The organism is Arthrobacter sp. 10N410 (assembly GCF_056394945.1).
Genome location: NZ_JBFTIP010000004.1, coordinates 39,575 through 65,128, shown reverse-complemented (window position 1 = coordinate 65,128; position 25,554 = coordinate 39,575). Strand labels below are relative to the sequence as shown.

20 protein-coding genes are annotated in these 25,554 nt (G+C 63.9%); 7 read left to right on the top strand and 13 right to left on the bottom strand.

Annotated features, from left to right (window positions below; all coding sequences use genetic code 11):
• Positions 1-18: 18 nt before the first annotated feature.
• Positions 19-777, bottom strand: a complete 759-nt coding sequence (locus tag AC1DB8_RS11310; RefSeq protein WP_476893070.1) for a DinB family protein — start codon at positions 775-777, stop codon at positions 19-21.
• 312 nt (positions 778-1,089) lie between these two features.
• Between AC1DB8_RS11310 and AC1DB8_RS11305 the strand changes: the two genes are divergently transcribed.
• Entirely contained in the window at positions 1,090-1,470 is a 381-nt protein-coding gene (locus AC1DB8_RS11305; RefSeq protein ID WP_476893191.1) for a VOC family protein, read from the top strand.
• Positions 1,471-1,642: 172 nt separating this feature from the next.
• Here the strand turns inward: AC1DB8_RS11305 and AC1DB8_RS11300 are convergent, their stop codons facing one another.
• The 4 genes from AC1DB8_RS11300 to AC1DB8_RS11285 form a co-directional block, all read right to left on the bottom strand.
• A complete protein-coding gene (locus tag AC1DB8_RS11300; protein WP_476893069.1) occupies positions 1,643-2,536 on the bottom strand; it encodes a potassium channel family protein in 894 nt (297 codons plus the stop codon).
• Positions 2,526-3,233 carry a dTMP kinase gene (locus AC1DB8_RS11295; RefSeq protein ID WP_476893068.1) on the bottom strand — a complete coding sequence of 236 codons (708 nt, stop codon included), beginning with the start codon at positions 3,231-3,233 and terminating at the stop codon, positions 2,526-2,528. Before AC1DB8_RS11295 ends, AC1DB8_RS11300 begins: the two co-directional genes overlap by 11 nt.
• 245 nt (positions 3,234-3,478) lie before the next feature.
• Positions 3,479-5,107: an alpha-amylase family glycosyl hydrolase gene (locus AC1DB8_RS11290; RefSeq protein ID WP_476893067.1), complete on the bottom strand. Its 1,629-nt coding sequence runs from the start codon at positions 5,105-5,107 to the stop codon at positions 3,479-3,481.
• On the bottom strand, positions 5,104-5,670 hold the full coding sequence (locus AC1DB8_RS11285; protein ID WP_476893066.1) for a LacI family DNA-binding transcriptional regulator: 567 nt from the start codon (positions 5,668-5,670) through the stop codon (positions 5,104-5,106). Before AC1DB8_RS11285 ends, AC1DB8_RS11290 begins: the two co-directional genes overlap by 4 nt.
• A gap of 504 nt (positions 5,671-6,174) precedes the next feature.
• Between AC1DB8_RS11285 and AC1DB8_RS11280 the strand changes: the two genes are divergently transcribed.
• Positions 6,175-6,927, top strand: a complete 753-nt coding sequence (locus AC1DB8_RS11280; RefSeq protein WP_476893065.1) for a DUF4839 domain-containing protein — start codon at positions 6,175-6,177, stop codon at positions 6,925-6,927.
• A gap of 386 nt (positions 6,928-7,313) precedes the next feature.
• Positions 7,314-7,577, top strand: a complete 264-nt coding sequence (locus AC1DB8_RS11275) for a hypothetical protein (protein ID WP_476893064.1) — start codon at positions 7,314-7,316, stop codon at positions 7,575-7,577.
• A gap of 15 nt (positions 7,578-7,592) precedes the next feature.
• Here the strand turns inward: AC1DB8_RS11275 and AC1DB8_RS11270 are convergent, their stop codons facing one another.
• From AC1DB8_RS11270 to AC1DB8_RS11240, 7 genes are all read right to left on the bottom strand, one after another.
• Positions 7,593-10,769, bottom strand: a complete 3,177-nt coding sequence (locus AC1DB8_RS11270; RefSeq protein WP_476893063.1) for a UvrD-helicase domain-containing protein — start codon at positions 10,767-10,769, stop codon at positions 7,593-7,595.
• Positions 10,766-13,405: a PD-(D/E)XK nuclease family protein gene (locus AC1DB8_RS11265; protein WP_476893062.1), complete on the bottom strand. Its 2,640-nt coding sequence runs from the start codon at positions 13,403-13,405 to the stop codon at positions 10,766-10,768. The genes AC1DB8_RS11270 and AC1DB8_RS11265 overlap by 4 nt, the downstream gene beginning before the upstream one ends.
• A gap of 147 nt (positions 13,406-13,552) precedes the next feature.
• Positions 13,553-14,311, bottom strand: a complete 759-nt coding sequence (locus tag AC1DB8_RS11260; RefSeq protein ID WP_476893061.1) for a DUF6308 family protein — start codon at positions 14,309-14,311, stop codon at positions 13,553-13,555.
• Between the two features lie 105 nt (positions 14,312-14,416).
• On the bottom strand, positions 14,417-16,117 hold the full coding sequence (locus tag AC1DB8_RS11255) for an NERD domain-containing protein (protein ID WP_476893060.1): 1,701 nt from the start codon (positions 16,115-16,117) through the stop codon (positions 14,417-14,419).
• A 109-nt stretch (positions 16,118-16,226) separates the two neighbouring features.
• Positions 16,227-17,312, bottom strand: coding sequence for an EcsC family protein (locus AC1DB8_RS11250; protein ID WP_476893059.1), 1,086 nt, complete (start codon positions 17,310-17,312; stop codon positions 16,227-16,229).
• Between the two features lie 13 nt (positions 17,313-17,325).
• Positions 17,326-18,873, bottom strand: coding sequence for an ADP-ribosylglycohydrolase family protein (locus tag AC1DB8_RS11245; protein WP_476893058.1), 1,548 nt, complete (start codon positions 18,871-18,873; stop codon positions 17,326-17,328).
• Entirely contained in the window at positions 18,870-19,829 is a 960-nt protein-coding gene (locus AC1DB8_RS11240) for an ARPP-1 family domain-containing protein (RefSeq protein WP_476893057.1), read from the bottom strand. Before AC1DB8_RS11240 ends, AC1DB8_RS11245 begins: the two co-directional genes overlap by 4 nt.
• Positions 19,830-19,922: 93 nt before the next feature.
• On the opposite strand from AC1DB8_RS11240, the gene AC1DB8_RS11235 reads away from it, so the two are divergent.
• The 4 genes from AC1DB8_RS11235 to AC1DB8_RS11220 all read left to right on the top strand — a co-directional run bounded on the left by AC1DB8_RS11235 (position 19,923) and on the right by AC1DB8_RS11220 (position 23,577).
• Positions 19,923-20,594, top strand: a complete 672-nt coding sequence (locus AC1DB8_RS11235) for an NUDIX hydrolase (RefSeq protein WP_476893056.1) — start codon at positions 19,923-19,925, stop codon at positions 20,592-20,594.
• 100 nt (positions 20,595-20,694) lie between these two features.
• Positions 20,695-21,345 carry a TY-Chap2 family putative peptide chaperone gene (locus AC1DB8_RS11230; RefSeq protein WP_476893055.1) on the top strand — a complete coding sequence of 217 codons (651 nt, stop codon included), beginning with the start codon at positions 20,695-20,697 and terminating at the stop codon, positions 21,343-21,345.
• 41 nt (positions 21,346-21,386) lie between these two features.
• Complete coding sequence (locus AC1DB8_RS11225; RefSeq protein WP_476893054.1) at positions 21,387-22,946, top strand: PD-(D/E)XK nuclease family protein; 1,560 nt, start codon at positions 21,387-21,389, stop codon at positions 22,944-22,946.
• A gap of 88 nt (positions 22,947-23,034) precedes the next feature.
• Positions 23,035-23,577 (top strand): uracil-DNA glycosylase, encoded by a 543-nt coding sequence (locus tag AC1DB8_RS11220; protein WP_476893053.1) that lies wholly within the window; start codon positions 23,035-23,037, stop codon positions 23,575-23,577.
• Positions 23,578-23,638: 61 nt separating this feature from the next.
• Here AC1DB8_RS11220 and AC1DB8_RS11215 read toward each other — a convergent pair whose 3' ends face one another.
• Complete coding sequence (locus AC1DB8_RS11215; RefSeq protein WP_476893052.1) at positions 23,639-25,186, bottom strand: SIR2 family protein; 1,548 nt, start codon at positions 25,184-25,186, stop codon at positions 23,639-23,641.
• Positions 25,187-25,554: the final 368 nt, after the last annotated feature.

Here is a 25,554-nt window from a genome sequence, read left to right as displayed (position 1 = left end):
GTCAGCCGGGACCGGTTCTTAGGTGGCGGACCCTGCCTCGATCGCGTCCAGGTCCCGGACGGCGTAGCGGTGGTGCTCCCATTCCTCGTTGAGGATGGTGTGCAGGCAGGAGCGGACGGTCACCGGTTGGTCGGGGGCCCACGGATTCCGGCGGGCCGCGGCCAGATCTGCCGAGGTGACGGTGGCGAGGTAGTCCCGGACCATGGCTGCCTTCTCTGCCCGGACCTCAATCACCTCGGCATAGGACGGTGTGACACTTGAGAAGACGGCCGGATCGTAGCCGTCGGTCTCGTACTCGGCGTTGGGTTGGCCGATGGGGTGGTACGGCTGTTCCAGTTCGAGGATTCCCCGGCCCAGCCACGTGTCCGTGGCCATGACCAGGTGGCGCAGCGTCTGGGCGAAGGTCCACTCGCCGTCGACCGAGATATCGACGGTGCCGGACGGCATCGCCGCAACCCGCTCCAGCGTCGCCTGCCAGGTCCGCTCCAGCACGGCCCAGGCTTGCCGGAGCCCGTCCGGGTCCTTGGCGCGCCTCCCGGCACGGCCGGGGAAGCGGCGGTTGAGTTCCGCCTCGACGAAGGGGACGACGTCGACGCCGTTGACGTACAGGGTGTTCCCGGCCTCGAGCAGCCACGGGGCGTCGATGTCCGCCCCGGCCGCGTCGACCGCGCGCATCACCGCGCCGGACAGGTCGGAACGGACGAACCGGGCGCCGCGCAGGTTCACGTCGGTGAAGTGTGCGCCCTGGAGGTTATCTGTCTGGGTGAAAGCTGCCATGCGAGCACTCTGCCACGGCTGCGTCGGTCGCGCAGCACCTGGGCGGAGTTCCGTGGCGACAACCGGCACTCCGGGGATGCTTTGGGTTTACCGGTAGCCCATTTTCCGCAGGACCGGATCGGTCCATAATGGCCACATAAGCTTCGGGGACCCCTCGCGCCGGCGATGATGTAGCGCGGCATCGGAGAGTCCCAGGTGGCTGCCCCGGCTAGGCGCGAGGGGCGGTCACGGCTCCGGACCATGATTCCGGGGACCGAAACCGGGGGGAGCTACGCCATCACTGCGGTCATCGACGCACTGAAGGGATTCATCATGTTCAAGGATTCAAACATCATGGCTGTCCTCCCCGCGAAGGACATCAACAGGGCGAAGGAGTTCTACCGGGACAAGCTGGGCATCGAACCCTCCGAATCCATGGAAGAGGGCAGCGTGATGTACAGCTGCGGCCAGGGAACCCGCTTCCTCGTGTACCAAACGGACAATGCGGGGACGGCCAAGAACACCCAGATGGGCTGGGAAACCGACAACCTCGAAGCCGAAATGGAAGAGCTGCGGGGCCGCGGCGTCGTCTTCGAAGAGTACGACTTTCCCGGCCTGAAGACGGAGAACGGCGTGGCCACCGCATCCTGGGGGAAGGCAGCCTGGTTCCTGGACAGCGAGGGCAACATCCTCAACATCGCCCAGCGCTCATAGGCCGGAGCCTGACACCGATACGACTCATAACATCGCCACCCCCGGCAACGGAGCCGGAGGGAACCGGAGCCCGCCCTCAAGGCGGGAGCCGGTTGCGAGCCTGACGTCGCCCGTGGACGGGGCGCCGAGCGCGTCCAGAACAGCAGCGTTGGCAGCAGCGGCTGCCCGCACGCTAGGTACTGTCGGGTTTCCTGCCCCGCAGGTGGCGGTGGTGTAGCTCGTAGCTGTCGAACACGTCAGAAGAGGTGGTTCCTGAGTGGCCGAACTTGCCGCGGAGAACGTCGGCGAGTCCATCCAGCGCGGCGTGGAGCATCCGTCCGGCGAACTGGAGTTCAGGGTTGTCGCTGCGTTGGGCCTGGGATGCCAGTTCCTGGGCGTAGGCGACTGTGGCAGGCAGGGAGCCGCGCTGCTCGACTTCACGGAAGTAGTAGGTTTCATGGAACGCAAGCAGGTCTATGCTCACCGTCGCCACGTTTCCGGCCATTGCCTCCAAAAGGCCGGCAGCGTGACTGGGGTCCATGGCCGATACACCTGCCGGACCTGCAGCCTCCCTGAACAGGTTCAGCTGGTGGGCAAGGGCCCGGCGGCGGTTCAGGGCCGGGAAAGTCTGCAGGATCCAGGTGACCGTTGCTGTCAGCAAACCGAAACCGGTGACGGCCTCGAGGGCGACAACCAGCCGGAGCAGTGGGTGCGCTGCCACGATATCGCCAAACCCCACGGTGGAAAGAGTGACCAGGGAGATGTAGAGGGCTTCGGCAAAGTCGGCCCGCAGCGGAACCCCGGCTCCGTAAACAAAACCGTCCGTCAGATGGGGCAGGTACAGCAGAGCCCAGCCGATGGCCGCCAAACCGGCCCAGGCTCCAATGACAGCGGCCATCGCCAAGGGGGCTGCGATGAAGGAGCCCCGGCCCCGCAGTTTTCTCGATACAACCCAGAATCCGTGCATGATCGCCCGGCCCAGAGGACCGGAACCGTGCGGATAGAGGAGTGTACGAAAGACGTCGACGAGCATCAGCAGAACCAGCCCGGCCCCTAAGACTGTCCAGAGCGTGTCCTCAAAGTCCATGCCTCATCTTATGGGCCCATCGCGACGGCGTGACGGGCCGGTCGGGTGGACCGGGGGCCAGGGAGCGGGTGAGCTCCTGCCAAACCGTCTCCGCGATCTGCCCGGAAGACTGCCCGGCGTCGATGATGACAAAGGAGGGGAGATCGTCGAGCTCCCTATAGCCCTTGTCGAAGGCCGCCAGGCTCTCCAGGTCCTCGGTGTCCTTGCCCCGCTTGACGATTCTGCTCAAGGCAAGGTCAGCCGGCACGGCGAAGTAGAACACAGCGTCCGGGGCGGGAAACAACCGCAGCAGCCAGGGCAGGAAACGTCCCGGGCCCAGCCCCCTCACCCGCTTCAATGCCAGCTGGCAGTACAGGTACCGGTCCATGATCACGACGCCGGAAAAGTATCTGGCCCGTAGATGGGAAAGCAGGACGTTGGCGCAGCGGATGGACGTTTCGGCAGCGTCTAGCAATCCGGCCGGGACGCTCAGGCCGAGACGGCTGGACCATGCTGTCATTTTGCTCCGCCCGCAGGGATTCGTCGCGACGGTCGCGCGGCGTCCGGAGCCCGCCAGCCGTTGGGCAAGCAGTCGCGCCGCCGTGGATTTGCCTGCGCCGTCGATGCCGGCAAGCACAACCACTACGGCAGGGCGGGTCCCGGACAGCCGCCGCGACGGGGAAGCTTCGGTGGAGGTAGCGGCCAGGGGAACGTTCATGGGGACCTGCTTCCAGTCAGTTGTTGAACCAACTGGAGGTCTCTCCCGGCCGAAATGATCGGCCCTGCCCGCCGGAGTGTACTGGGACACCCGTATTGACGACGGACCGGATCTGGGGATACTCCCCTCCGTATATAAATAGTCAAGCACGGTTCACCTGCTGAGGGAAAGAGTGCGTGCCGACCCGGCCGGGCCTCGGGGGAGGGCCGGGGCAGTGCGACGGTTGCGTCAGCCCCTCGGCGCCCTCAGCCAGTCAGTATCCAGGCAGCGTTGTTCGGCTGCAGCCAGCCGTCCTGCTCCAGCGGCGCCGCGCTGAGCAGTACCGTGCCGGCCGGGAGCTCCACCGGTTCGGTGCCCATCCCGACAGCGACCAGGAAGTCTCTGTTGCGTTCGCAGAGCAGCAGCTCGCCGGCCTCGACACGCCAGGTGCCGCCGTCGTTTGCGGTGAAGACCGCGTTCTTCCACAGCTTCCGGCGCAGCGCTAACGCCGCTTTGGTCAGGTTCAGGACGGACCCGGCGTCCTGAACCTGCCGTTCGACGGCGTAGTGGCCCCAGCCCGCGGGGAGCGGCAACCAGGGCTCGGAGGGTGGCCCTTCAGCGGTGCCGAGTGCGAAGCCGTGGTGCAGCGCTGGATCCTCGGTCCAGGGCAGCGGGATCCGGGCGCCGTCGCGGCAGACGCCGCCGCGGGCCCACATCGGGTCCACCCGGGCCTCCAGCGGAACGTCGACCTCGGGCAGCCCGAGCTCCTGGCCCTGGTAGAGGTAGGCGGCGCCGGGCAGCCCGAGCAACGCCACGAGGGCCGCCCGAGCCCGGACGCTACCCAGATCGCCGCCGCCGAACCGGGTGGCGGAGCGCACGATGTCGTGGTTTTCCAGCGCCCAGGTCGGGGTGGCGCCGTGTTCCCGCCGCGCGGCCTCAAGCTCATTACCGACGGCAGCCCAGGCTCCCGGGTCCCAGCCGAGTTTCACGAACGCGAACGCAAACGCCTGCTGCATCTCATCGGCCCGGGTGTAGCGGCCGGCGCGGGCTGGTTCCAGGTTGACCTCGCCCACCAGCAGGCGGTGCGGCTCGTACTGCTCGGCCAGGGCACGCCAGCGGCGGTAGACCTCGTGGACTTCCTCCTGGTCCGAGACCTGAGGGTTGGACCGCAGCCCGTCCACCACGCCGCCCTCCGACGGCGAGTCCGGCAGCCCCTCGGCCTTGAAAAGGGCGTGCGCGACGTCGATCCGCAGCCCGTCCACGCCCTTGTCGAACCAGAAGCGCAGCACGCCGTCGAAGTAGTCGCCGACGGCGGGATTGCGCCAGTTCCAGTCCGGCTGTCCGGCGGAGAACAGGTGCAGGTACCAGTCCGTGTCCGTCGCCGATTGAGGGTTGGCCCGGCTCCAGGCCCGGCCGCCGAAGACGCTCTGCCAGTTGTTCGGGAGAGTGTCGGCGTCGCGGCCTTCGACGAAGTGGAACATCTCGCGCTCCGGCGAGCCCGGGCCGGCCGCGAGGGCCGCCTCGAACAGCGGGTGCTCCGAGGAGCAGTGGCTGGGGACGACGTCGAGCAGGATCTTCAGGCCGAGCGCGTGGGCCTGCTCGAGGAGCGCCTCGAACTGTTCCATGGTGCCGAACAGCGGGTCCACGCCGCAGTAGTCGGAGACGTCGTAGCCTTGGTCCACCTGCGGGGAGGGCTGGAACGGAGTCATCCAGATGCCGTCGACGCCGAGCGAGGCGATGTACGGCAGCCGGGCGGCCAGCCCGGCGAGGTCGCCCACGCCGTCGCCGTCACCGTCCGCGAAGGAGCGCGGATAGACCTGGTAGATGACCGCGGATTCCCACCAGGCGGCGTCCGGGGTCAGCGCGGTCTCCTCGACCAAAGGCGCGGCGCTCATTTGCCGGTGCCCCCGGTGAGGCCTTCGACGATCCGGCGCTGGAAGATCAGCACCATGATCACCAGCGGCACGGTGACGATCACGCCGGCGGCCATCTGCTCGCCGAAGGGCGCCTGGAACTCGGTGGCGCCGGTGAACTTGGAGATCGCGACCGTGGCCCCCAGCAGCTGCCGGGATTCAGGGGTGATCACTGCGGAGATGAGGATGACGCCGGCGGCGCGGTAGGTGCGCAGAGTCCGAAGGTCGCCGGCGATGTAGGCGGACTTGGCGCCGGTGCGGCCGAGCATCACGGCGTAGCCGCGTTCCTGAGCTTCCTCCTCCACGCCCTGCATGACCTGGGAGGCAAGGGCATCCGAGACCATGGGCGCGAGGAGCCCGATCACGGAGGTCTGCCGGGTCTTCAAGCCCCGGGCGAGGTAATCCGTTTCGTAGGAAAGGCTCTTGACCGCAGTCTCGACGCGTTCCCGTGTTTCGTCCGAGTAGCCGACCAGGCCGTTGACCACCCGGGAAACAGTGGCCGGGGAAACGCCGGCGTGCCGGGCGACATCGCGGATGGTGACCACTGTTCCTCCTCGCTGAAGGTGCCTGCGGGTGCTGCGTGCCCCGGCCGTCGGCCGGTTTACGTAAACGGTTTCGTCCGTGCGGACTCAACAATAAGGGCTGCGCTGGGGATCACATTGCGTTTCGTAAACGAGTGCTTCGACCGCCAGTGGCGGCGTTCTGTGAGCGTAGAGGTCCACCTAGCGACCCAACGCGCCTGTGACCGTCCTGAGAATGTTGCTCGGGACATTCCGAGATCTCAAGTAACCTGCGCCTACCTGATCGAACTTGCATCGTGGAGCTCCAAAAATTACGACATTGTCTTCATCGCGGTCGTTCAGCCGGTGAGAGATCTCGCATTCGTACGTTTGTGACGTCAGCCTGCCTCGGGATCAGATTTAATCTGCGTCACGGCAGGGACTACTGTTGACGAAGGCTCGAGAGGGCCACATTCGGCGCAGGGACTTCGCGACAGCCAAGCGTGCGGTTCGCTACGAGACAACAATTGAAACCGCGAGAGGTTTTGCATGATGGTCAAACGCATTCTCACGTATATCGCCTCATTGGCAGTGGTGTTGTCGACTGCGGCCTGCAGTGGCGGAAGCAACGCCACTGATGCCATACGCATGTCCGAATCTTCGAAGCGTCTCGAAGGCAGGCAATATCAAGATGTTGTTGGTGCTCTGCAAAAGGCAGGATTCACGAACGTAAAGGCGAATCCCTTGGGAGATTTAATAACGGGTTGGCTCAGCGGAGAGGGAGAAGTTAAAGCGGTTGAAGTTGACGGCGATTCCAGCTTCAGCACAGACGACAGCTTTCCCTCGGCGGCGCCGATAGTCGTTTCCTATCACTCATTTCCCGCTAACAACGATAAGGCGTCGAAGTCTGCTTCCCAGTCCAGTGGGGGTTCTGAGACGCTGACAGCTGAGAGCAGTAGGGAACTCGCAACACTATTGGCTGGACCGGATGTTGGGGACAACGTTGAGGCATTTTCACGTCAGTACCGGACCAAGACAATTGCGTTTGATGGGCATGTCGCTTCCATTAGCCCCTCCTCGGTTAAGCGCTTCAAAGACATCCTGATCTTGGCGGGTAATTCTGGAGTGTCCCCGTCGACAGGGCCCAACTTCCAGATCTCAGGGGATCCCACTTATTCCGGTTCGAACATTCCCGAGAACATCGCCGTCGGACAGAACGTCCGCGTTACGGCCCTAGTTGGGGAATACAACAGCAAACAGGGCCTGTTCCATCTTGTGGTTACGTCTATTCAGATCAAGTAGACGTTCGGCCAATCCCGCCTGGCCCCTGTGCGATAGGCCGTCTGCGTTCTGCGATAGCAATTCAAGGCTTGAACCTCGTGGCCGCAAGCACACAATTCTTCGAGCTTGCAACAGCGGCGCTTCGCCCTGCTGGCGGCATCAATAGCATTCTCGTGAACCCCCTAAGTCGTGGGCATGGGCAACACCGACGCCTGCGACAGTGAGCGACCGCAGAACGCCGCCACTGAGCGCCGAAGTCCACAGTAAACGGGGGGCCAGGTTGCCCGGCTCGCACCCCCCGAGTTGTTTTCCCGCTGGCTGGGTTGCAAAGATTCTCAGCCCAAAAGAAGTTTTGTAATTACCCGAAACCGCTGCGTGATGTCAGAGCGTCCACCTAGAGTGCTTCCATGACTCCCGATAAACCCACACCTCGCACAGAGCCGAAGAAGAAGCGCGCCGTCTCACGGAAGTGCCCGGTGTGCGGCCATGAGGCGTGGCGAATTGCCTATGGGATGGTCATGCCGTCGGCGCGCCAGACGATGCCCAAAACAGAGTTCGCAGGCTGCATCGTCATGGACGAAATGCGTGTTTACCCCGCCACCGGCAAAGTGGAATTCGGCCTACCCAAATGGGCGTGCCAGAGCTCGGAGTGCCGGCACCGCTGGTGGTAGCACTGCTCGGCGACCTCAGACCTCGCTGATCTCGTAAACCCGTCCTAGCGCCGGGAAGTGAATTAGCGTCCGCAGGACCGGCTTTCCGGTGGCGGCGAGAACCGCGTTGCTGTACGCCGCCATTTGGCCCAGATACTTCTCGCGCACGTGGCTTTCCGGATTATTGCCCGGGTACGTCTTGTGGTCTACCAGGACAAAGCCATTCGGTCCTTCCAACAGCAGATCGATCCAGCCTTCCATTACTTGATGGTCCGGCCGCCAGCCGATTGCGGCTTCCCGGTGCCGTATCCACTGCGGAAATTCTGACTCGAGGTAGGACTCGAATCGTTCTCCGGAAGTAATCAACAGCGAAGAATCGACGGTGCCTTCGACTTGCCACCGTCCTACGATCCGCTCCGCAAGATCCCACCGCTCGGACGGGTTGAGCGCGGAAAACTGCGTTCCCAAGTAGGCATGCACCGCACTGCCCACCGCACCCCAGTCATCGGAACCATGGTCGGCAAGCCGTGGACCCAGCTCTGCAACGGCGGTGACCGCTGCGTCGAGCTCGGAAGAGTCCAAGGATGAGGCTGCGAAACGGGCTGGCAACGTCTCAGTCGGGGAGGGATTAGAAAGCGGGTCAGCAAAGCGTTGTTCCCACGTCGCCGCTGGGGGTAGGCCGTTCACCGGCGCTAGCTCCTCAACGATCGCGGGAAAGCCCTCGTTGTCTGCCACTTGGATAATGCCGGCCGAGCCGGGTTCGTCGTTTTTGGTCCAGGAAACCAAAGACGGAGTGCCCAGGTTATTCAGCAGATCCGGTTTGCTGCTTTTGGCGGTTAGGACAGTGGTTTCGACTGCCCGGGTCATGCCCACATACATAAGCCGTGACATGTTGCGGCGGTCGCGTTCCTGCGCGCGTTCCGCCACGTCGCTATTCCGACCCTTTGCATCCAGCGGGGATCCGCCGTACGGGAAGGGGCTAGGCCAGAACCGAATCCAGCGGCCCGCAAGCGGCTGTGCCAGATCGAAGATGCCCTGCTGCTCAACGGCTGCCCCGAACGCCGCGAGCCGCAAGTCCTTGTCCAGCCCCTCCATCACCACTACGGGCCACTCGAGTCCCTTGGCTTTGTGGTAGGTGAGGACGTTGACCACGTCGTCCCCGGAATTCTCAGCTGATTGTTGCTCCTCACTGCCGAAAAAGGCCAGAAAGCCACGCAAGGTTGCCGGGGAGCGGAGCGCCAAGCAGCGCTCGTAGTAGGTATTGATTGCACCACGGACGGCGTCGAGGTTCCTGAGCCGAGTAGAGGGCGAAGTCCAGCTCCCGATCAGTCGAGGGAGGCTAAGGACGCCAGTCACCGCGTCGAAGACTTCGGTGGGAGTAGCCCCTACCGCACGTTCGCGAAGGCCGTCGAGTGCAGTGACCAGCGGGTCGGCACTCCACGACTCAAGCACAGCGGCGGCGTCAGGAGCAGAGAGCAGCTGCTGTTGCCACATGGCGTGGGCGGAGTGGCCGGGATGGAGTGCCACAACCTCGGCGAGGGCAACAGTGTCATAGCCGTCAGCGACGAAGGCCATGCCTGCCCGTGCCAGCTGCACTTCCCTGGCGGCGGACAACTTACGAGGATTGCGGCTGGCCCGAATGCCCAAGGCATCGAGTGCTGCGGAAAGAGATTCCACGTCCGCATTTGACCGGGCAAGGATGGCGACGTCGCCTGCTCTTAGCTCCCGACGCCGGCCCAGCAAGGATGCTACGCCTGCTGCGGTGGCCTTGAGCCGGTCGCCGTCGTTGGACGAGGGCCGGGTCCAGGCTTCGAGCGTGCCTGGTGACCACTCCGCGTGTGCAGTTGGAAGCGTTAAGTGGACGGTTTCCGGCGTCATACCGTGTCCTTCGAACACCGGCTCAAACACGGCGTTGCTCAAGTCCACGACGGCTTGGTGCGACCGCCAGGTCTCGGACAGCTGTTCCCGCTGGCTCACCTTTGTCACCACAGCCTCCATGAGCTCCGGGTCAGTGCCGCGGAACTCGTAGATGGCCTGCTTGGGGTCGCCTACCCATACGGCCTGGTCCACGAGTTGGCTGAGCTGCAGGAAGAGTTCGAGCTGCAGTGGGCTGGTGTCCTGGAACTCGTCCACGACGAGAAACCTGACGCGGCTTGGGAACGAGCGGCGGAAGGCGGCGTTGTTGCGGGCCAGTTCCAAGACAAGGGTCTCTTGGTCCACGAAATCCATGAGGCCATGGAGCCGTTTGAATTGAGAGTAGGCCTCGAGGCATTCGGCAGCACACTTGAAGATGCTCCGGGTGTACTGCTCGAGGTCGTGGTGGAAGGCTGGGTTGGAGAGCAGGCCCTCCTTGATGGCGTCCGTCGCCGGTGCGAAGAGTCCCCTGACGGCGGCTGGAGCAGCGGATCCCACCACTCCGCGCCAGTCCTCCCAGGAGATGTTTTCGATCTCCTTCATGGCGGTAATCTTTTGAAGAATCTTTGGCACGTGCTCCGTAAACGAAGCCGTCGTGACGGTCACACTCTTACCGGCGGGCGTCCTGCCGTCCCTCGCCGTTGCCTCAAGATCGGGCACACCGGCGCGCAGGTCCCGCAGCCACTGCTCCCTCTCGTCCGTGCTTGGGTCATCGAGGAGCTCGCGGAACCCTGTCCAGGATCGCTCTGCGCATGCGGCCAGATCATCGGCTCCTAGCAGGTTTGTTCGGGCAGCATCCACGATGGCCCTGACCATCTCCTGCCAGGTTTTGGCGTCCCGTGCTCCGTTGCCGTCGGTGCCCATGCGCTGAGCGATGGGAAGGATGACGGATGAGTGCTCGGCCAGGACTTCGTCGGCGGCGAGGTTGAAGATACTGGAGAGCTGTTCTTCGCCGATGACTTCCAACGCAGGTGATTGGCCCGCGTCGATGGCGTGTTCCTGAAGCAACTGACCGCAGACACTGTTCACCGTGCCTATCAGGCTGGCCGGGAGCTGCTGGGAGGCGAGCCTGAGGGCGCCGGCAGCATCGGCGTCGCCGGCTGTCTCTGCCTGTTCCAAGAGCCTCGCGGCAATTCGCTCGCGGAGTTCACCTGCCGCTTTCTTGGTGAAGGTGGTGGCCATGATGACGCCGGCTGGCATGCCGCCTGCAATCCGCTCCACGATCTTGCCTGTCAGAGTGTAGGTCTTCCCGGTACCGGCGCTCGCCGAGACCATGGTGACGTTGTCCAGCAGGTTCACGAGTAGTCCCCTTTGAGTCCGCACAGAGTTCCGAATTGGCAGTACCGGCAAGTAGGCTGCCGGTGCAGCCGCTCATTCACAGCAGCGAGCGCGGCGGCATCGGGCTCGCCTTCGACCAATGCGTCTTGGGCCGGTTGCGTTGCAGTGATCCGTCCGGCCAGTACTTCCTCGACGGTGAATTCCACCGCGCGTACGGCACGGCGCCAGAGTTCCGGCGTGTCCTGGGCGGACTGCAGGACACCGCCAAACTCCGGGTGTGCGGACGCGAACGTGCCCTGTTTGAGCAGGAAATACGCTGACGGAGAATCGGGAGGGACGCCGCCATCGTTGAGTGCCCATTGGTACAGGGCCAGCTGAAGAGCTTCCCCCCGCTGCACGTCCTCGCGGAGGTACTTTTCTGTGTTGCTCCATTTGAGGTCGATGACGGCGGTCCGGCCGTCAGCATCTATGCCCACCGCGTCGGCACGCCCCTCGATCGAAACTGTGAGCTCAGACCCACCCACGGTGAAGGTCAGGTCCTCACTGAAATCTTTCTCCATGTCCTGCAGCACAACGCCGCCGTGCTGCAGCTGTTTGAAGAACATCATCACGGTGGTCTCGATGGTGGCCCGGACGGCCGCACGCCGGTGCAGCTGGCCGGGCAGAAGCAGCTCCGAAGCCATCAACGGGAGGAGTGAATCGATGACGGTACTCACCTCGCCGGGTTCCGGTACCGCCCGGTGCTGCTGCCGCAGTTGGTCGTGAAGCACTTCGACGACCTTGTGGGCGAAGATTCCGAGCATCTGGTTGCCGGTGGGCACTCCGGCGGCATCGGGTACGCGAAGGTGCGATTTATGTTTGAGCACCCAAGCCAGGGAACAGCCGAGCAGCGTAGACAGCTGGGTGTAGGAGAGGCGCTTGGGAATGAGAGCCGGATTGGGACCTATCTGGTGGACGGGAGGTGGCGCGGCGGGGCGGTGTTGGGGAAGGGTAATTAGCTGCGCGTGCCGGCCCGCCAGCGACCAGCGGCCGTTGTCGTTGGTCAGTCCCGCGGGGGTGATAGTCAACGCGGAGAGGCGATCGGCCACGGATTCAGACTCCGTATCCGCCGTCGGTTGGGCGGCAACGAGAGCCTCCAGCAACGGGTTGCCTGCCACTTGTTCACCGTTACGCTGTTGGATCTGGACGAGGACCAGGTCTTTGGTCCGGGTTGAGGCGGCAAGCGTCTGGGTGACCTCAAGGGCGCTTATTTGTTCGGGGGCCGGAAGATGCGCACCCACCTGGGCGAGGGCGCTGACGTCATGGGCGTCCCACCGACGGATGCGCGGCATGCCTGCGCTCTGGAAACCCCACCAGAGCACCTGGTCGACGTCGTCGGTAAGCTCAGCCAAGTGGCTGAGACGCAGCCAAGGTGAGGCTTCCGCTGCTGCTAGGGACCCGGAGGATGGCGTGACCACGGCGGAGACGATTCGGCGCAGGTCCCGGCGGGACACTCGGGGGAGAGGCTTGATGAGTGCGAGGACCCGTTGCAGCACCGCCGCCGTGCCGTTGGCTGTCTCGTCGATGGCTGCGCGGGCATGCAGCCTGCCCGCCAGCCATTCCGCCCGCTCCGCCAGCTGGAGGCCGCTGACATTCCCTTCTTCCACAAGCAAGCCGACGTTGAAGACGTCGTCCAAGGCCCGCGCAATGTCCGGGCCGAGCTGTTCGTCGCCTTCAATGTCTGCAATGGCGGCGGCCCAGGCGTCGCCTCCGATTCCAGGTTCGGCCCTGAGCGCACCCAGCAGGTGCCGCGCCGCGCCCCGGCGGACCGGTGAACCGGGAAGGCTGAGCAGTTCGGCGAGGAGCTGCACGTTCACGGGCGACCAGATCACTTCGAAAAACAGCGGAATCAACTGGTCCTGCGGCCGCCACACCGAGGGCGCGCCGACACCGACTGCGGGCAGCCCATGGCCGGAGACGTAGCTGTCCAGGAGGGCGCTGCTGTCAGAACAGACGACGGCGGTCCTGGTATTGTCGCCCGACGCCAGCCACCTAGCGGCCACTTCCGCGGCGTCCCATTCGGTTTCGGCTCTCAGGATTGTCAGCTTGGGCGGGGCGGCAGCAGGGATTGCTTCGCTGATTTCGACGCCGCGGTCGCGGAGCTTCCCAATGATGACCTGCCAGACCTGCGGAAAACTGCCCTCCGGATGCTGGAGCACGAGCTGGTGGATGTCAAGCGGAAGCGGAGAGTCAAGCGCTGTCACCAGCTCGACGATGTCATCGGCCAAAGATGGAGCGAGTTTTCCGGGTCCCTTTTCCGCGGCTGCAAGCGTCTGTAGCAGTTGGGACGGAGCAGTAGCGCCGGGGCGCTCGGTGGGGAGCGCTCCGGTCCAGCCGTTCGCGACGGCGTCGTCGCGGGCGGCGAGAAGCTCCTGGGCTGTGGACCACGGATCGACTTGGAAGGACTCGTGGAACCAAGCGCCCGGGGAGTCGATGGACTGAAGGCGGCCCAGATACTGGCCGACGCGCTCAGCATGCCCTGTGTCCGGCCGGGTAATGCCCAGGCGTGTCTGCAGCAAGGCGGTGAAGTTCTTCCGGCCTACCCGGATCCGGTTGAGACCAGGCCGTTGGTAGGCCCAAGGCGCCCGGTCCAGATACCATCCGAACTCGATATTCATTCATCCCCCATGCTTTGACTGGTGGTCGTTTCTATCACGCTATCGGCAGTGTCAGACAATCGGTTCTGTCATCTAGGACAAAGGTCGTGAGCGCTGAATGACCGTTGTCTTGGTGCTTTTCCATCGAATGCCCTTCCGTCTTGCGGATCACTGCAATGACAAGGGATCGAGGCGCCCTGGCTGATAGTCGCGCGGTTGCCGATTCAGCCAGTAGTTGGCTGGGCTCCCGGCTCGGGACATCCGGTCATCCTGCGAAGTCCAGATGCTGATGTCCAGCAGCCGGAGATCCGTTGCCTTGTCAATATCCGGTACCTCGCGGGCGACTTGGGCACGGATCTGGGCAAGTTCGTCCTGTTGGCTGCGGAGGATGCCCCGAAGCGTCAAGAGCGTTTTCTCGATACGCTCCCAGCGCGGTTCCGCCCCGAAACGGAAGCCGTCTCTCTTGAAGCCCATGGCCATGGCCACGTGGCCGTCCAGAACAGGGACGGCGTCCGGCCTGTATAGGGCAAGCATTTTCGTGACCTTGGGCGCCCACACCCCGTGAAAGCCGGACCGGCAAAGAAGAGTTAGACCTTTCACGTCGTCATCGTCCATCTCGGCGAGGTCCTTAGCGGACAGGGCGTTGAGCCGTTGCGCCAATTCCGACCGAACCTTGTGCGTGAAGCGTGCGATGTCTGGCGCGGACAATCGCCCGGCCAGCGTGGTGGCCCACAACAGTGACCACGGAGCGATCTCCTTGAAGTGGCCATCTTGTCTAGCTACCGATCCAAGCAGGTCATAAGTATGCCAGCCGCTCCGAGGATGGGTGCAGTAGCCGACGACTCTTGTCACAATGTCTTGTATTGGTCGGACACCTATCCCTCCGGACATGCCGGGGGAGAGATCCATTTGAACGGTCGTGCTCATCGTCTTCTTTCGTAGGGGTAGATTCAATGCCAATTGACGGGCCTCTTTCGAAGTCGCATCCAACAGGCGGCTGACTGTGGGGCGTCCAAGCTCCGTGTGAGCTCGCTAGTTTTCAGTTGGTAATGGCGTCCACGCCTGAGTCCGCGACAATGCCGTCTTCAGTTCCCGCCCGCCCGCTTCCTCAAGTAACTCGGAATCACCAACAACGACCAGCAGGCTCCGGGCACGGGACAATCCGACATAGAGCTGTTCCCGAGCCCGGCCCATGTCCTTGAACCCGTTGACGCAAAGAACAACGACGGACCTTTCCAGGCCTTTGAAACCCAGCACATGGCCGTAGAATTCACCCTCCTTGGCGTGGAAGTCCCGCCAGTACTCCTCTGTGGCGCCGCGCTCGAAGTAGTCCAGATGGATGGGGTGACGATCCCTAGTGGTGAGGAGCGCGATTTGGTTGTTCGCCCAGCCCTCGTCGATCAGCGCGTTCAAACAATCTTCAGCGACGTCGAGCGACTCCTCCGTAGGACAGTCCACGAACCGTACGGGCAGGCCGGTGCTACCCCGGGGCGTGAAAAGCTCGCCAGCGAACGGCTTGAATGTCTCAGCGATCTTTCGTGTGTTGCGGAGGTTGTCGTCGACGTGGATGGGCACGAAGGTGGCCGTCGGACCATTGGTGAGGTCCGCCGTCGCGCCTCCCCAACGCTGGTAGACGTCCTGCCGGTCATCCATGAAGGCGTACACCTCACCCGCGTTCGGGTCGGTCGTGCACGCAAGAAGCGCCTCCCACCACAGGGGTGCGAAGTCCTGCGCTTCATCGACGATGACGGCGTCTAGCCGCTCGTGCGGCTCCATCCCGGCTGCCAATTCCTTCAGGAGGTTGGGCATCTCGACGTCGAAATAGTCCTGGCCTTGCCCGTCGGGGACTCCCAGCCCACGCACGTACTCGTGGAATTCGCCCGTGAACGCCGGCTTGGCCTGGCGCCGCCAGGTTGCTACGCGGTCCTGAAGGTATTGCCCCAAGCCTTTGTTGTAACAGAAGAGGCCCACGCGTTTGCCCTGTTTGCTGAGCATGCGGGCCTTTTCGACCGCGAGCCACGTCTTTCCGCTGCCCGCGCCGCCGGTGAAGCGGACACGTGGGAGCGAACGCGTTGCCTGAAGCAGCACGGACTGGCGCTCGGTGAGATGGTCCTGCGCTGCTTCATCCTCCTGGGAGGTGGCGGAAGGTATGACGGCGGTGTCAAGGTTTCCGGTCAGCTGGCGGACGATGCGTTCCAGGAAAACCGGGGCCAGAGGGGCGGCACCGCCGCCTTCGTTGTCGATCGCTTGGCGCACAAGCTCGGCGGGGGACTGGCTTTCGGCCCGGTCAAGGATGAGTGCCCGGGGGCAGCCGGCCATGGTCCAACCGCCCGGCACGTCGGTGTAGGGCAAGCTGACCATGTAGACGCAGCGGCTGCTCAGGCGGGAACCGAGCTGGTTTTCAAGCCAGTTCTTGAGTGCATGAAGTGAGCTTTGGGACTGCGCCACCGGGCTTTGGATCCTGCGCCTCTGATCCCGGTCCGACTGGTACCACTGCCCGTCGGTAATGCTGACCTGGCCACCCTTGACCTCGATCGCGGCCATGCCCACGCCGGGCCAAAGGACCAGCAGGTCAATCTCGTATTCGTTCCGGCCGTCCCGGACATGAACGGAGTGGGCGAGGACGCAGTCATCGGGGAGTCCGTTTTTTAGAGCCGTCCAGACGGCCTTTTCCGCCAGCTGTCCCTCACCGAACTCCGGTTCCTCCGGTATGCACCTCATCGTTGCCCCCATACTGACGAACCGGCTCTCCGGTTTTGCGCTCTTCCAACGTTAACCGAGGAGACTGTTCACGGCAGTTATGTGGTGGACATTACTTGAATATGCCGCACGGGTCCCCGTTTCATATGGCGGCGGATGGAAGGTCGTCGTCCGCATCCGTCCCTAGTGCGGCCGGCAGCGGAAGACCATACTTCTCACACAGGAATCGCGTCTGGCAATACCGTTGAGCGTCGGCGGCCACATTGCCGAGGATGGCCGAATTCATGCCAGCACCGATGAGGATACCCACGTACGGCACGACCTTGGCGACGTTTTGAACTGGCACCCTCGAGCCCGACTGGCCCAACTGCCGCATCAACTTTTCAAGGGCGGCTAGGAGTCGGTGGCCGTGTCGGAGCTTGTCTGACCACCTTACTCGTCCCTTCACCGCGTCCGCCGCACGTGCGACGTCACGCAACGGTTCTACTTTGGCCGCCTGAGCCATAAAAGACCGACGCACCAGGCGTTGGATAAAGATCTGCTCGTCGGGGTCTTTCGCGTCGTAGCCGTAGGAGTAGGCAATGCGCGCTGCGACGGAGGTGCTCAGGACCTGGATGACTAGGATGTCCGCTGTCATCGCGACGGGGATCCCGGCGACTGGGACCAGGGCCAGCAGGCCCATGGCGCCGCCTTCGATCGCGCCGGCGGTCCTCCATGTAAGGGTATTGAATTTCAGTAGCCGATCGCAGACCTTGAGGTCTTGCTGCCGAAGTTCGGTGAAACTGTCGAGTTCAAAACCTCGTTGACGTGCGAGCTTCTCCACGTTCGCAGGGTCGTTTAGCTCCAAGGCCCAGTCGTTGACCAGCTCGAGCAGCGATGCCACAGCTTCGAGCGCCGGTCGCACAGCCGTGGTTGCTACCGCGTCCCCTGCGCGACGGATCGGTTCTTTGACCTTCTCCGGAACGGCGCTCGTAACCCGGCTCGCAGCATTTCCAGCGACTTCACCGGTGCGGCTTAGCGCGGTGCCCGCCCAGTTCGGTAGACCACGACGGTTGTTGCGGCGCTGCCAGTGCTTGTTGAGCCTGTCCCATACCTTCCCCTCGTACTCGCTCATGGGGGTTTCTCCATGGATGAGGGGGTTGGTGTAAGTGCTCATCTCGCCGTCGGCGTAGCGCTCAACCACTGCACCGTCGCGCTGCTCCGGGCTGAGTTCAGGAGGTGTCGTCATGCTCATATTCCTATCAGCTGCCTCTGACATTATCTGTCAGCCCGCGCGATGTTCCGCCCCACGGGCGTTCACCGCCAGCCTCTGCGCTTCCGAGCAACTCCATGAACAGAGGATTCGGCAGCGCGTCAGGTAGTACCCGCTGCACGTCAGCCAGCGCTTCTAAGGGAGAAATTCCCACAGCACGAGCACCGTAAAAAGCCGCCACAGTGGGCGTCCGTGACTCGGCCCGGACGCAGTGCAGCAGCACCCTCTTGCCTTCGGCGCGGAAGCATTCGACGGCGGCCGCCGCGTCGCGCAGAACATACGCGGCGTGCGCGTTGTCCGCCTCAACAGGCGAGTCGATGACCCAGAACGTGGCGTGGTCCTCCGGCGGCACACCCGGCACGTCCAAAGTCCCCAGCCTGCACAGCGACACCACTGCGTCGATGCCCAGCTCGGGCACCCGCGCAAGGGACCCGACGCCGCCCAGCCAGACGCCGTCGTCGTACGGGTGCTGGACCAGGGCATCGGCGCGGCCCCACAGGCTGTAGTCCTGGCACTCGGCCCGCGGCCAAGCATCGGGCCGGTGCCCCTCGCCCCATCCCAGCTCCATGCCGAGCAGCATGAGGTCGCGGGCGCGGAGCCCGGGCCAGCCGTGCAGGTGCCTCCGCCATTCGAACGGCACGGCCGTGTAGCCGTAGGCGGCACCGAGCAACCCGCCGGCGATGGCGGCGACCGTGTCGGTGTCCCGGCCGCCGCGGACCGCTTCCTCCACCGCCGCCCGCAGGTGCGCCGGGCCGGAGGAGGTCAGGCCGGTGAAGTGGATGGCGCTCCAGGCGCCCTGGAACGCCTCGACCACCCAGCCGTTGCGGGTAAAGTCCCGCGGCCGGGCCCGCTCGGCAACCTCGATCCGCTCAAGCCACAGCGTGGCCCGCTCGGCGGACAGCAGCGGCAGCCCGGCCCGGACGTCGAGCCGCCCGGTCAGGACCGCTTCCCGGATGGCCACACACCAGAGGCCACAGGCTTCTTGCGCGTCGGGGTCGGCGTGGGTCAGGGCGCTCAGCACCCCCGCCCCGGCCATCAGTTCAGCCGGGTCCCGGTCTAGGTAGGCCAGTGCCAGCGGTGCGGTGCGCATCAGCGAGCCGTTGCCGGCACTGCGGCCGGTGCGGGCGTGGAAGTCCGCCGCCGCGGCACCGAAATCGGCGGCAGTCACCTTGCTCCGGCCGTCGGCGGACGCCAGCCGGCGGGCGGCGGCGATGACGGCACTTGTCTGGGCGCCCACGTCCTTGGCCTCGGCGGCCCATGCCGTCCAGGCCCGGACCACCATCGTGAGCGCCGCGGGGGAGGAGGACCCGGCGTCGGACGCCGCCTCGAGCAACGCCTGGGCGATCGGAACGGCCATGGAGGTGTCGTCGGTCCACTCGGCCGGCGCGAACCCGAACGGTCCGCCGCCCTTCATGGCGACCTCGGCGCCGTCCGGCAGCGGGGCGCCGAACTCGTAGCCGGCGCCGAGGGCGTCGCCGGCGGCCAGGGCGACGAGGACGCCGGCCGCGCGGTCATTCTGCAAGGGGGTCAGTTTCATGCGAGCTCCATCAGGGGGTGGTGGGTGTTCCAGCCGGTCAGGTGGGCCAGCTGGGGGCGGCGGGTGGGAAGTTCGACGGCGATGCCGGCGGCGGACACCGGGCCGGCGGCGCGGGAGACATTGCGGCTCCGGAGCGCGCCGTGGCTCCGGACTTCGACCGCTGCGGCGCCGCCGTCGAAGGTTCCGAAGTCCATCGCCTGGACGTGTGCGGCGAAGTCGCGGGCCCGCTGGCCGGGCATGGGACCGGAGGCCAGAGCCTTGGGCGAGAGGAGTTCCAGGTCCAGCAGCGCGGAGTCGATCAGCTGGCGGTAGTGCCGGCGGAACAGCGTGCCGGTGCCGAAGACCTCCAGGAGCAGCGGCTGCGTGCCGAGTCCGATGACGACGCCGCGCTGGCCCTCCAGCGGTGCCGGGGCATCGGCGGCGCCGAAACGGTTGTGCGCGTTGTCCTTGAACAGGTCCATGTGGTCCAGCAGCGAGCTGGTCACCGATGGGCCGCGGGCCGCGTCGAAGCGGCTGACCCGCTCCCAGATCCGCCCCTGCCGGTCGCCGCCGCGGCGGCCGTCGAGGCCGTTGGCCAGTTCGGACCAGACGTTCAGTGGTGCGCGCCGTGCCTGCCGGCGGTGGCTGGACTGGCCGGCTTCCCAGCGGCCGGCCTCGACGCAGAAGGTGTCGATGTCGCGGGTTTCGCCGGGGCCCAGGACGACGTCGCGGGCGCAGGTCCGGTGCTGCTGGCCGCCTTCAAGCAGCTCGCCTTCCAGCAGCAGTGCCGGGTGCGGGCCGTTGTTGGTGACGGTGAGCCGGGCGACCTGGGGGCCGCTGGCGAGTTCGGTCACGGCGACGTCGGCGTGGGTGCCGGTGCTGATGCCGAGGCCGCCGGAGCCGGAGGTCCAGACGGGGAAGATGCTGAGCGGGCCGAGCCTGCTGCCGGCGCCGACGTGGAGCTGGGGGACTTTCATGGGAATCTCCGGTTCATTTAGATCATTTCTGCGCTAATTGACTTCAGTATGCACGGCTTGCATCTTTAGCGCAATACTGCAATAAATAATCCTGTGAAGGATTCCCAGAACGGCCCCGGAACGTCCCTGCTCGACTACCCGCGCCCCTCGGTGGCGGTGGATACGGCGGTGTTGACGGTGGCGGACGGTTCCGTCTGCGTTCTGCTGGTGCGGCGCGCGGAGGACCACCAGCACGGAAAGTGGGCCCTGCCCGGCACCTTCCTGCGGGAGCGCGAGACCCTGGCGGACGCGGTGCTGCGCTGCCTGCGGGAGAAAGCCGGGATCTCCGGGCGGGTGCCGCGCCAGCTGCAGGTCTTCGACGACCCGGCGCGCGACGACCGCGGCTGGGTGCTGTCGGTGGCGCACGTGGACGTGGTGCCGCTGGCGGCATTGGAGTCAGCGTTAGAGTCCGACTGCGTCCGGCTGGCTTCCGTGACGGGGGAGCCGCAGCTGATCGCCGGGCTTCCCTACGGCCACGCGGACATCGTGGCCAAGGCGGTGGCGTGGCTGCGGGCTGCCTACGCGGAGGCGCCGGACCCGGGGGAGCTGCTGACCGAGCCGTTCACGCTGAAGGAACTGCGGGAGCTGCATGAGACGATTGCGGGCTCGGTTCTGATGCGCGACACCTTCCGTCGATTCATGGAGCCGAAGCTGAAGGGGACCGGGCAGATGTCCGACGGGACGCGGGGGAGACCGTCGCGGTTGTGGGTGCGGGGTGGGGAATAACAGTTGCCCCGCGAGGCGTTCGTGCCGGGTCGGTCCTCTGCATAAAGAATGGTCTCAACGACGAGGTGACTAAGGAAGTCGCCGTCACAAAGGGAGTGCAATGATCCACGCAGAACGCGGGACTCTTGGGTATCGGCAAATCAATGCTCTGTCGTGGCGGGTGGCGAGCGAGTTGAGTCGACGGGATCCGGGTCTCTTCATCGGGCTGACGGGTGACGGGGGATCCGCGGCCCACGCTGACGCCTTGATGATGACCAACGCCAGCGGCCTTGAGTACCAAGCACGTCGTTGTGGTCTGGGCTTCACTGCCGGCTCTAGCGGGGACTTCCAGATTCCATGGGACAGGGCATTAGCCATGCCCAGTGCCAGAGCGATTGCGGTAGCGCTGGAAGAATCTAACGGCATCCATCGCCCAAACAAATCGCCGGCGACAACGCCCCGTGCGCTGGGCTACCGGGTGATGGCCTCGATGCTGGAGCTCACGGTGGGAGACCGCGCGGACTGGGCAACGGGCGAGTACAGTGGCGGACCGTTGGACTCTGCGTCAATGGCTTCACGCGACCGTCTCCAGCCATGGGAAGACACACGCTGGGCGCTGATCCGGGACGGTGAACCCGTTGCACGCATGGACAATTTTGGCTGGCTGGAAATCCAGGAACGCACGATTGATCTTCATTCGCGGTACCGTGCGCTCGACGGACGGGTCTACCCGCTGATTCTGGAAGTTCTCGGCGACATTTTGCCGAAGTAGAGAACTCCCAAACCGTTCCGTTTCTAATCCAAGGAAGCATTTTGAAACTAAGCACTGCCGAAGGCGGCCTGGAACTAAGGCCTGTGCCGGCCATTCAGCGCCCTGTGGTGATGTTCGTGATCAGCAAGACCTACCGGGAAGACAAGTCCCAGGCACGGCTCTACGATGCGACACGCGGTAACTGGCGGATCAGTGAGGGAAGCCGGAACCGGGCGGAAATTGCCCTCGGAATTGCCGATGGTGTTGTTCGCACGGCCTACGAGATTGAGAATTGGGGCAGGGCCGACGACGGAACGGCACCATGGGAGGCATCCGGATCGTCGAGCCGCTGGTACTTTGAAGGCCGCGAGACCGACGAGACAAGGTCGTGGCTAAACTCATCCGTTCGGCACTTGGCGCCGGGGAAAGGGGCTGCCAACCCTGTCCGCCTTTTCTTGGAGGGCGTGCCCGGACCGGCTGACGAAAGTGCCGAAGATATCTCCGGTCTCCTGCAAACCGAGGCCCTTGGCAGAATCATGTTCGGCAACAGTGAGCTCTTTCACAGCAACCTCCTTGCATGGATTTTCGAGACCTTTCCGGGGCAGTCGGACGAGGTGTTCGGATCGTTTGTCGCTGGCGGGGCTCCGGGTTCGGGAGACAGACGTGTAGAGCGCGAGCGGGAGAACCTCGACCTAGTCATGCATTGGCCGGACCGGGGATCCTTGGTGATCGAGAACAAGGTCTTTTCCGTCCCCCACCCCGATCAACTCAATAATTACGCCGGCAAGATGTCGAAATGGAAGTCGCCAGTTGGTGGCGCTCTCCTGCTGAGCCCGACCAGACACTCCTTCTTAGAAGGTAGATATTCCACAGGGCTTCAATTCAAAGACGGTACCCCGATTGTCTGGCATCACCTTAGCTTCGAGGCGTTAGCCGAATCCTTGGAATTGGCATTCGACGGAACACCAGATTCGTACGAGGTCGAGACGGTGCGTCGCTACTGCACTGTGCTCCGCGCGCTGGCAGCCCTGATGGCGCATGCACTGATTTCAAGCACCGAGGAGGAGGCTTTCCTCGACCCCTTGTCCCTGGCTCAGGCACTACCCAAGCAGGCCGTGACAGGATTGATGAAGGCACGCGCCGCCCACGTTGCCGGGGTGCTTAGCGAAAAATTGGTCGAAGCGGGACTCGACCCATCCGGGGTCGAAAGCGGCATGAGCCATTCGCTTCCCCAAATTTCCTGGTTCACGCGGACCATGGCAGGTGACCAGGAAATCGTCGCTGGATGGCAGTATCAAGAGGGAGTTCTGCGCCTTGCCCTCGTACTCGACCATCTCAATGGCAAAGGACAACCGGCGAAGTCGAAACGGGCAGAATTCGCACGAGCACACCCGGAATTCTTCTCGTTTGAGCATCTCGACGAGATCCTCGGGACCACCGGCGTGGCCATATCGCCCAGTTCCAAGTCTGAAGGCCCGTTCGGCCACTTCGATCCCGACTTTATCTACCGGTATAAGAAGATTGCGGGCCTGGCGGTTCAGCAGCTGATTGACCTCACGGTTGCCCAGGACCGACATCTCGAACGGCTTTCCAACGCCGTCAATCTCAGTGAAGTTCACTGAGATGGTTCGTCGAATGGGCGGCGGATCGTTTCGGGACCAACAGATGCAGGTTCGGTACGCATCTCATGTGGCGCCAATAAACCGATTGGTGGACGACGCCTTCGGGCGCCCCGACTTGGGCTGGATGCCCTATGTCGCCCCTCTCCACGGCGGGGTTCAGGCGCGCGTGTTGAGCGTGCTGCGCGATCCGGGACCCAAGGTGCGGCAATCGGCCGATCACCAACACGGATTTCTGTGTATTGAAAATGATGACCCTACAGCAGAAGCTCAAGCGGCCTTATTTGAGTTGGTCGGAATCAGCCATTCTGACGTGACGCCGTGGAATGCCTACCCCTGGTACATAAATGCTGCGCCCAGTGCGGCACAGCTGCACCTCGGCCTCGACCCGTTATTTCGTGTCCTGGAACTCATGAATCAGCCGTCAGTGATTCTGCTACAAGGTAGCCATGCGCAAACGACTGGACGCAAATTTGAAAAGCGCTGGCCCGGGTATTTGGATTCCCGAGGGATCAAAGTTGTGACGACGTATCACCCGGGCCGACAGGCGCTGTGGCATCAGGATGCAGACGAGCGCAAGAGGCGCCTTGAGCACCGAGTGCAAGCGTATCGGTGCGCAGGGGATTTGCTTTAGCGTAGAGACGTTACAGCGGCACCAGCCGGGGCCGCCGGATGTGCTCTGCGCTCGGCTTCGATTAGGTCTGTAATCCAAGCTTTCGCAGTGCAGCATCGACGACGCCCCAAACCTCCTCAGTATCTGCCGAGCGTTGGTGGCCAGCGACTTCAAGGAGCAGCTGCCGCAGTTCTTCTTCGCCTTTGGTCAGTCCGCGGTTGTACGCGGGAGCCAGCAAATAGGAGTGTTTGTCCGTTGCATAGGCGGCCATCATGTCCAGGAAGATCTCCAGTTCCCGCCCGGCCGTAGCGACCGCGGTCCGGACCGCGGCCTGGCCAGATTCTGCAGCAGGGGCACTCCCGGACATGGGGAGGATATCGAGCCGTCCTTCCCAGACGAGATTTTGCAGCGGCTCGTGAAAGAGGGACAGCACCGTGCCCATCTGGTGATTCTTTGAAACGTCTTGCGGAAGCGCACGCCTGACGTCGTGGACGATTTCGTGGAAATGATCGTCAGCAAGACCGAAGCCAACGAACAACAAATGATGCGTCAGCAGGTGAGCTTTGACCAGCGCGGAAAGCGCGTCTCTATTGCTGTTGTAGCCGAGGTAATCGTCACGAGTGAGCACGATGCTGTCAGGCTGAGTTACTGAGCCGTGGAGTTTAAGCAGCCAGTCGTTTCCCACCGCAGGAACGTTTTCTGGCAGCACGGTTCGCGGCTTTTGGGCGTCTTCACAGGCTGTTTCGAACAGCCTGTCGTAGTTCAAAGTTATGGCACCGACTGAGGGCAGGGTAGCGAGCAGTGCGGGGGCCAGCCTATATCGCGGCAGGTCGACGGCACGTGCAACCGCTTCGCCGAAGGCTTTCCGCGAGTCATACTGATCGGCGTATAGCTGTTCGAGCACCCCCGCCTTGTCAAGTACACCCAGAGCCTTGAAAGCGGCTTCCTCCGTCGGCTTTAGATGGACCCCTGACCTCAGCTCGTCGAGGAGTTGGCTCCAGCTTGGAGCTCCGGCGCTTATGCTGACGCCGGCTCCGAGAAAGGGAACCAAGTGCCCCGAACGCGCTTCCCGTCCCAGTGACTTGGCCTTCTCATGCAGGAGGTCGCCGAGGGACGGCCAGGACGAGTCACTCGATACTTCCCGCCTCAGTTTTTGGGCCAGCGAGAAGGCCGCTCTGTCTCGGAGGACAAGGACAAAGTCCACGCGGTACGGGGCAGCCAGTTGGCCGCAGGCATCGAGGATAGTGCGGAGGGCGGCGCCAAGGTGGTCGCCGGCGCCGCCCCCGGCCGTTCCGAAGAACGGCAACGCCAGAAGTCTGTACGGTCGGTTCTCTGGAGCCGGAACGGCAGACATCGCACTGCGCACGAACGCTTCAAGCCGTTCGACGACGGCGGTGGGTCCCCAACTGCCGTCATATGGGACGGCCGCCAGAATGGGCAAGGGTCCCGATGGGTCCCACGGCCGGATTGGCTCGGCCAGGACGGCTCCCTCTCGAAATTCAGTCGAGGCTGAAGCGGCGGCCAGCGTCCGCAGGTCGGGATGGGCTTTGAGCCAATGCTGCTCGATGCGAACGCTGGAGTCCGTTGGCAGCAACCATGCGTCGCATCGGAGATTCAAGATGTCTGCCATGGCTACGAAAACATGAGGTTGAGTCATGGAACCCGTCTATCAGACAGCGGGTCGCCCGCTGACGCAGGACTGAAAAGTGGAGGGTCCGGGACTAAGCCGCCGCGAATGATATAAATCCGGCGGGAAGGGTGTCGTCTCCGCGAATTTCCCAACCGGGAAGATACGTTCAGTGCAATTGCATCAGAACAAGGGGAATGTCACAGCATGAACAAACGATTCAACCCGCCGCCGAATTGGCCTGCACCTCCTGCGGGTTGGACTCCGCCGCCTGAATGGCTGCCTGATCCAGCCTGGGGTCCACCGCCAGAAGGGTGGCAGCTCTGGGTGGATGAACCGGCGTTTGGAACTCACAGCGCATATGGCCCCGC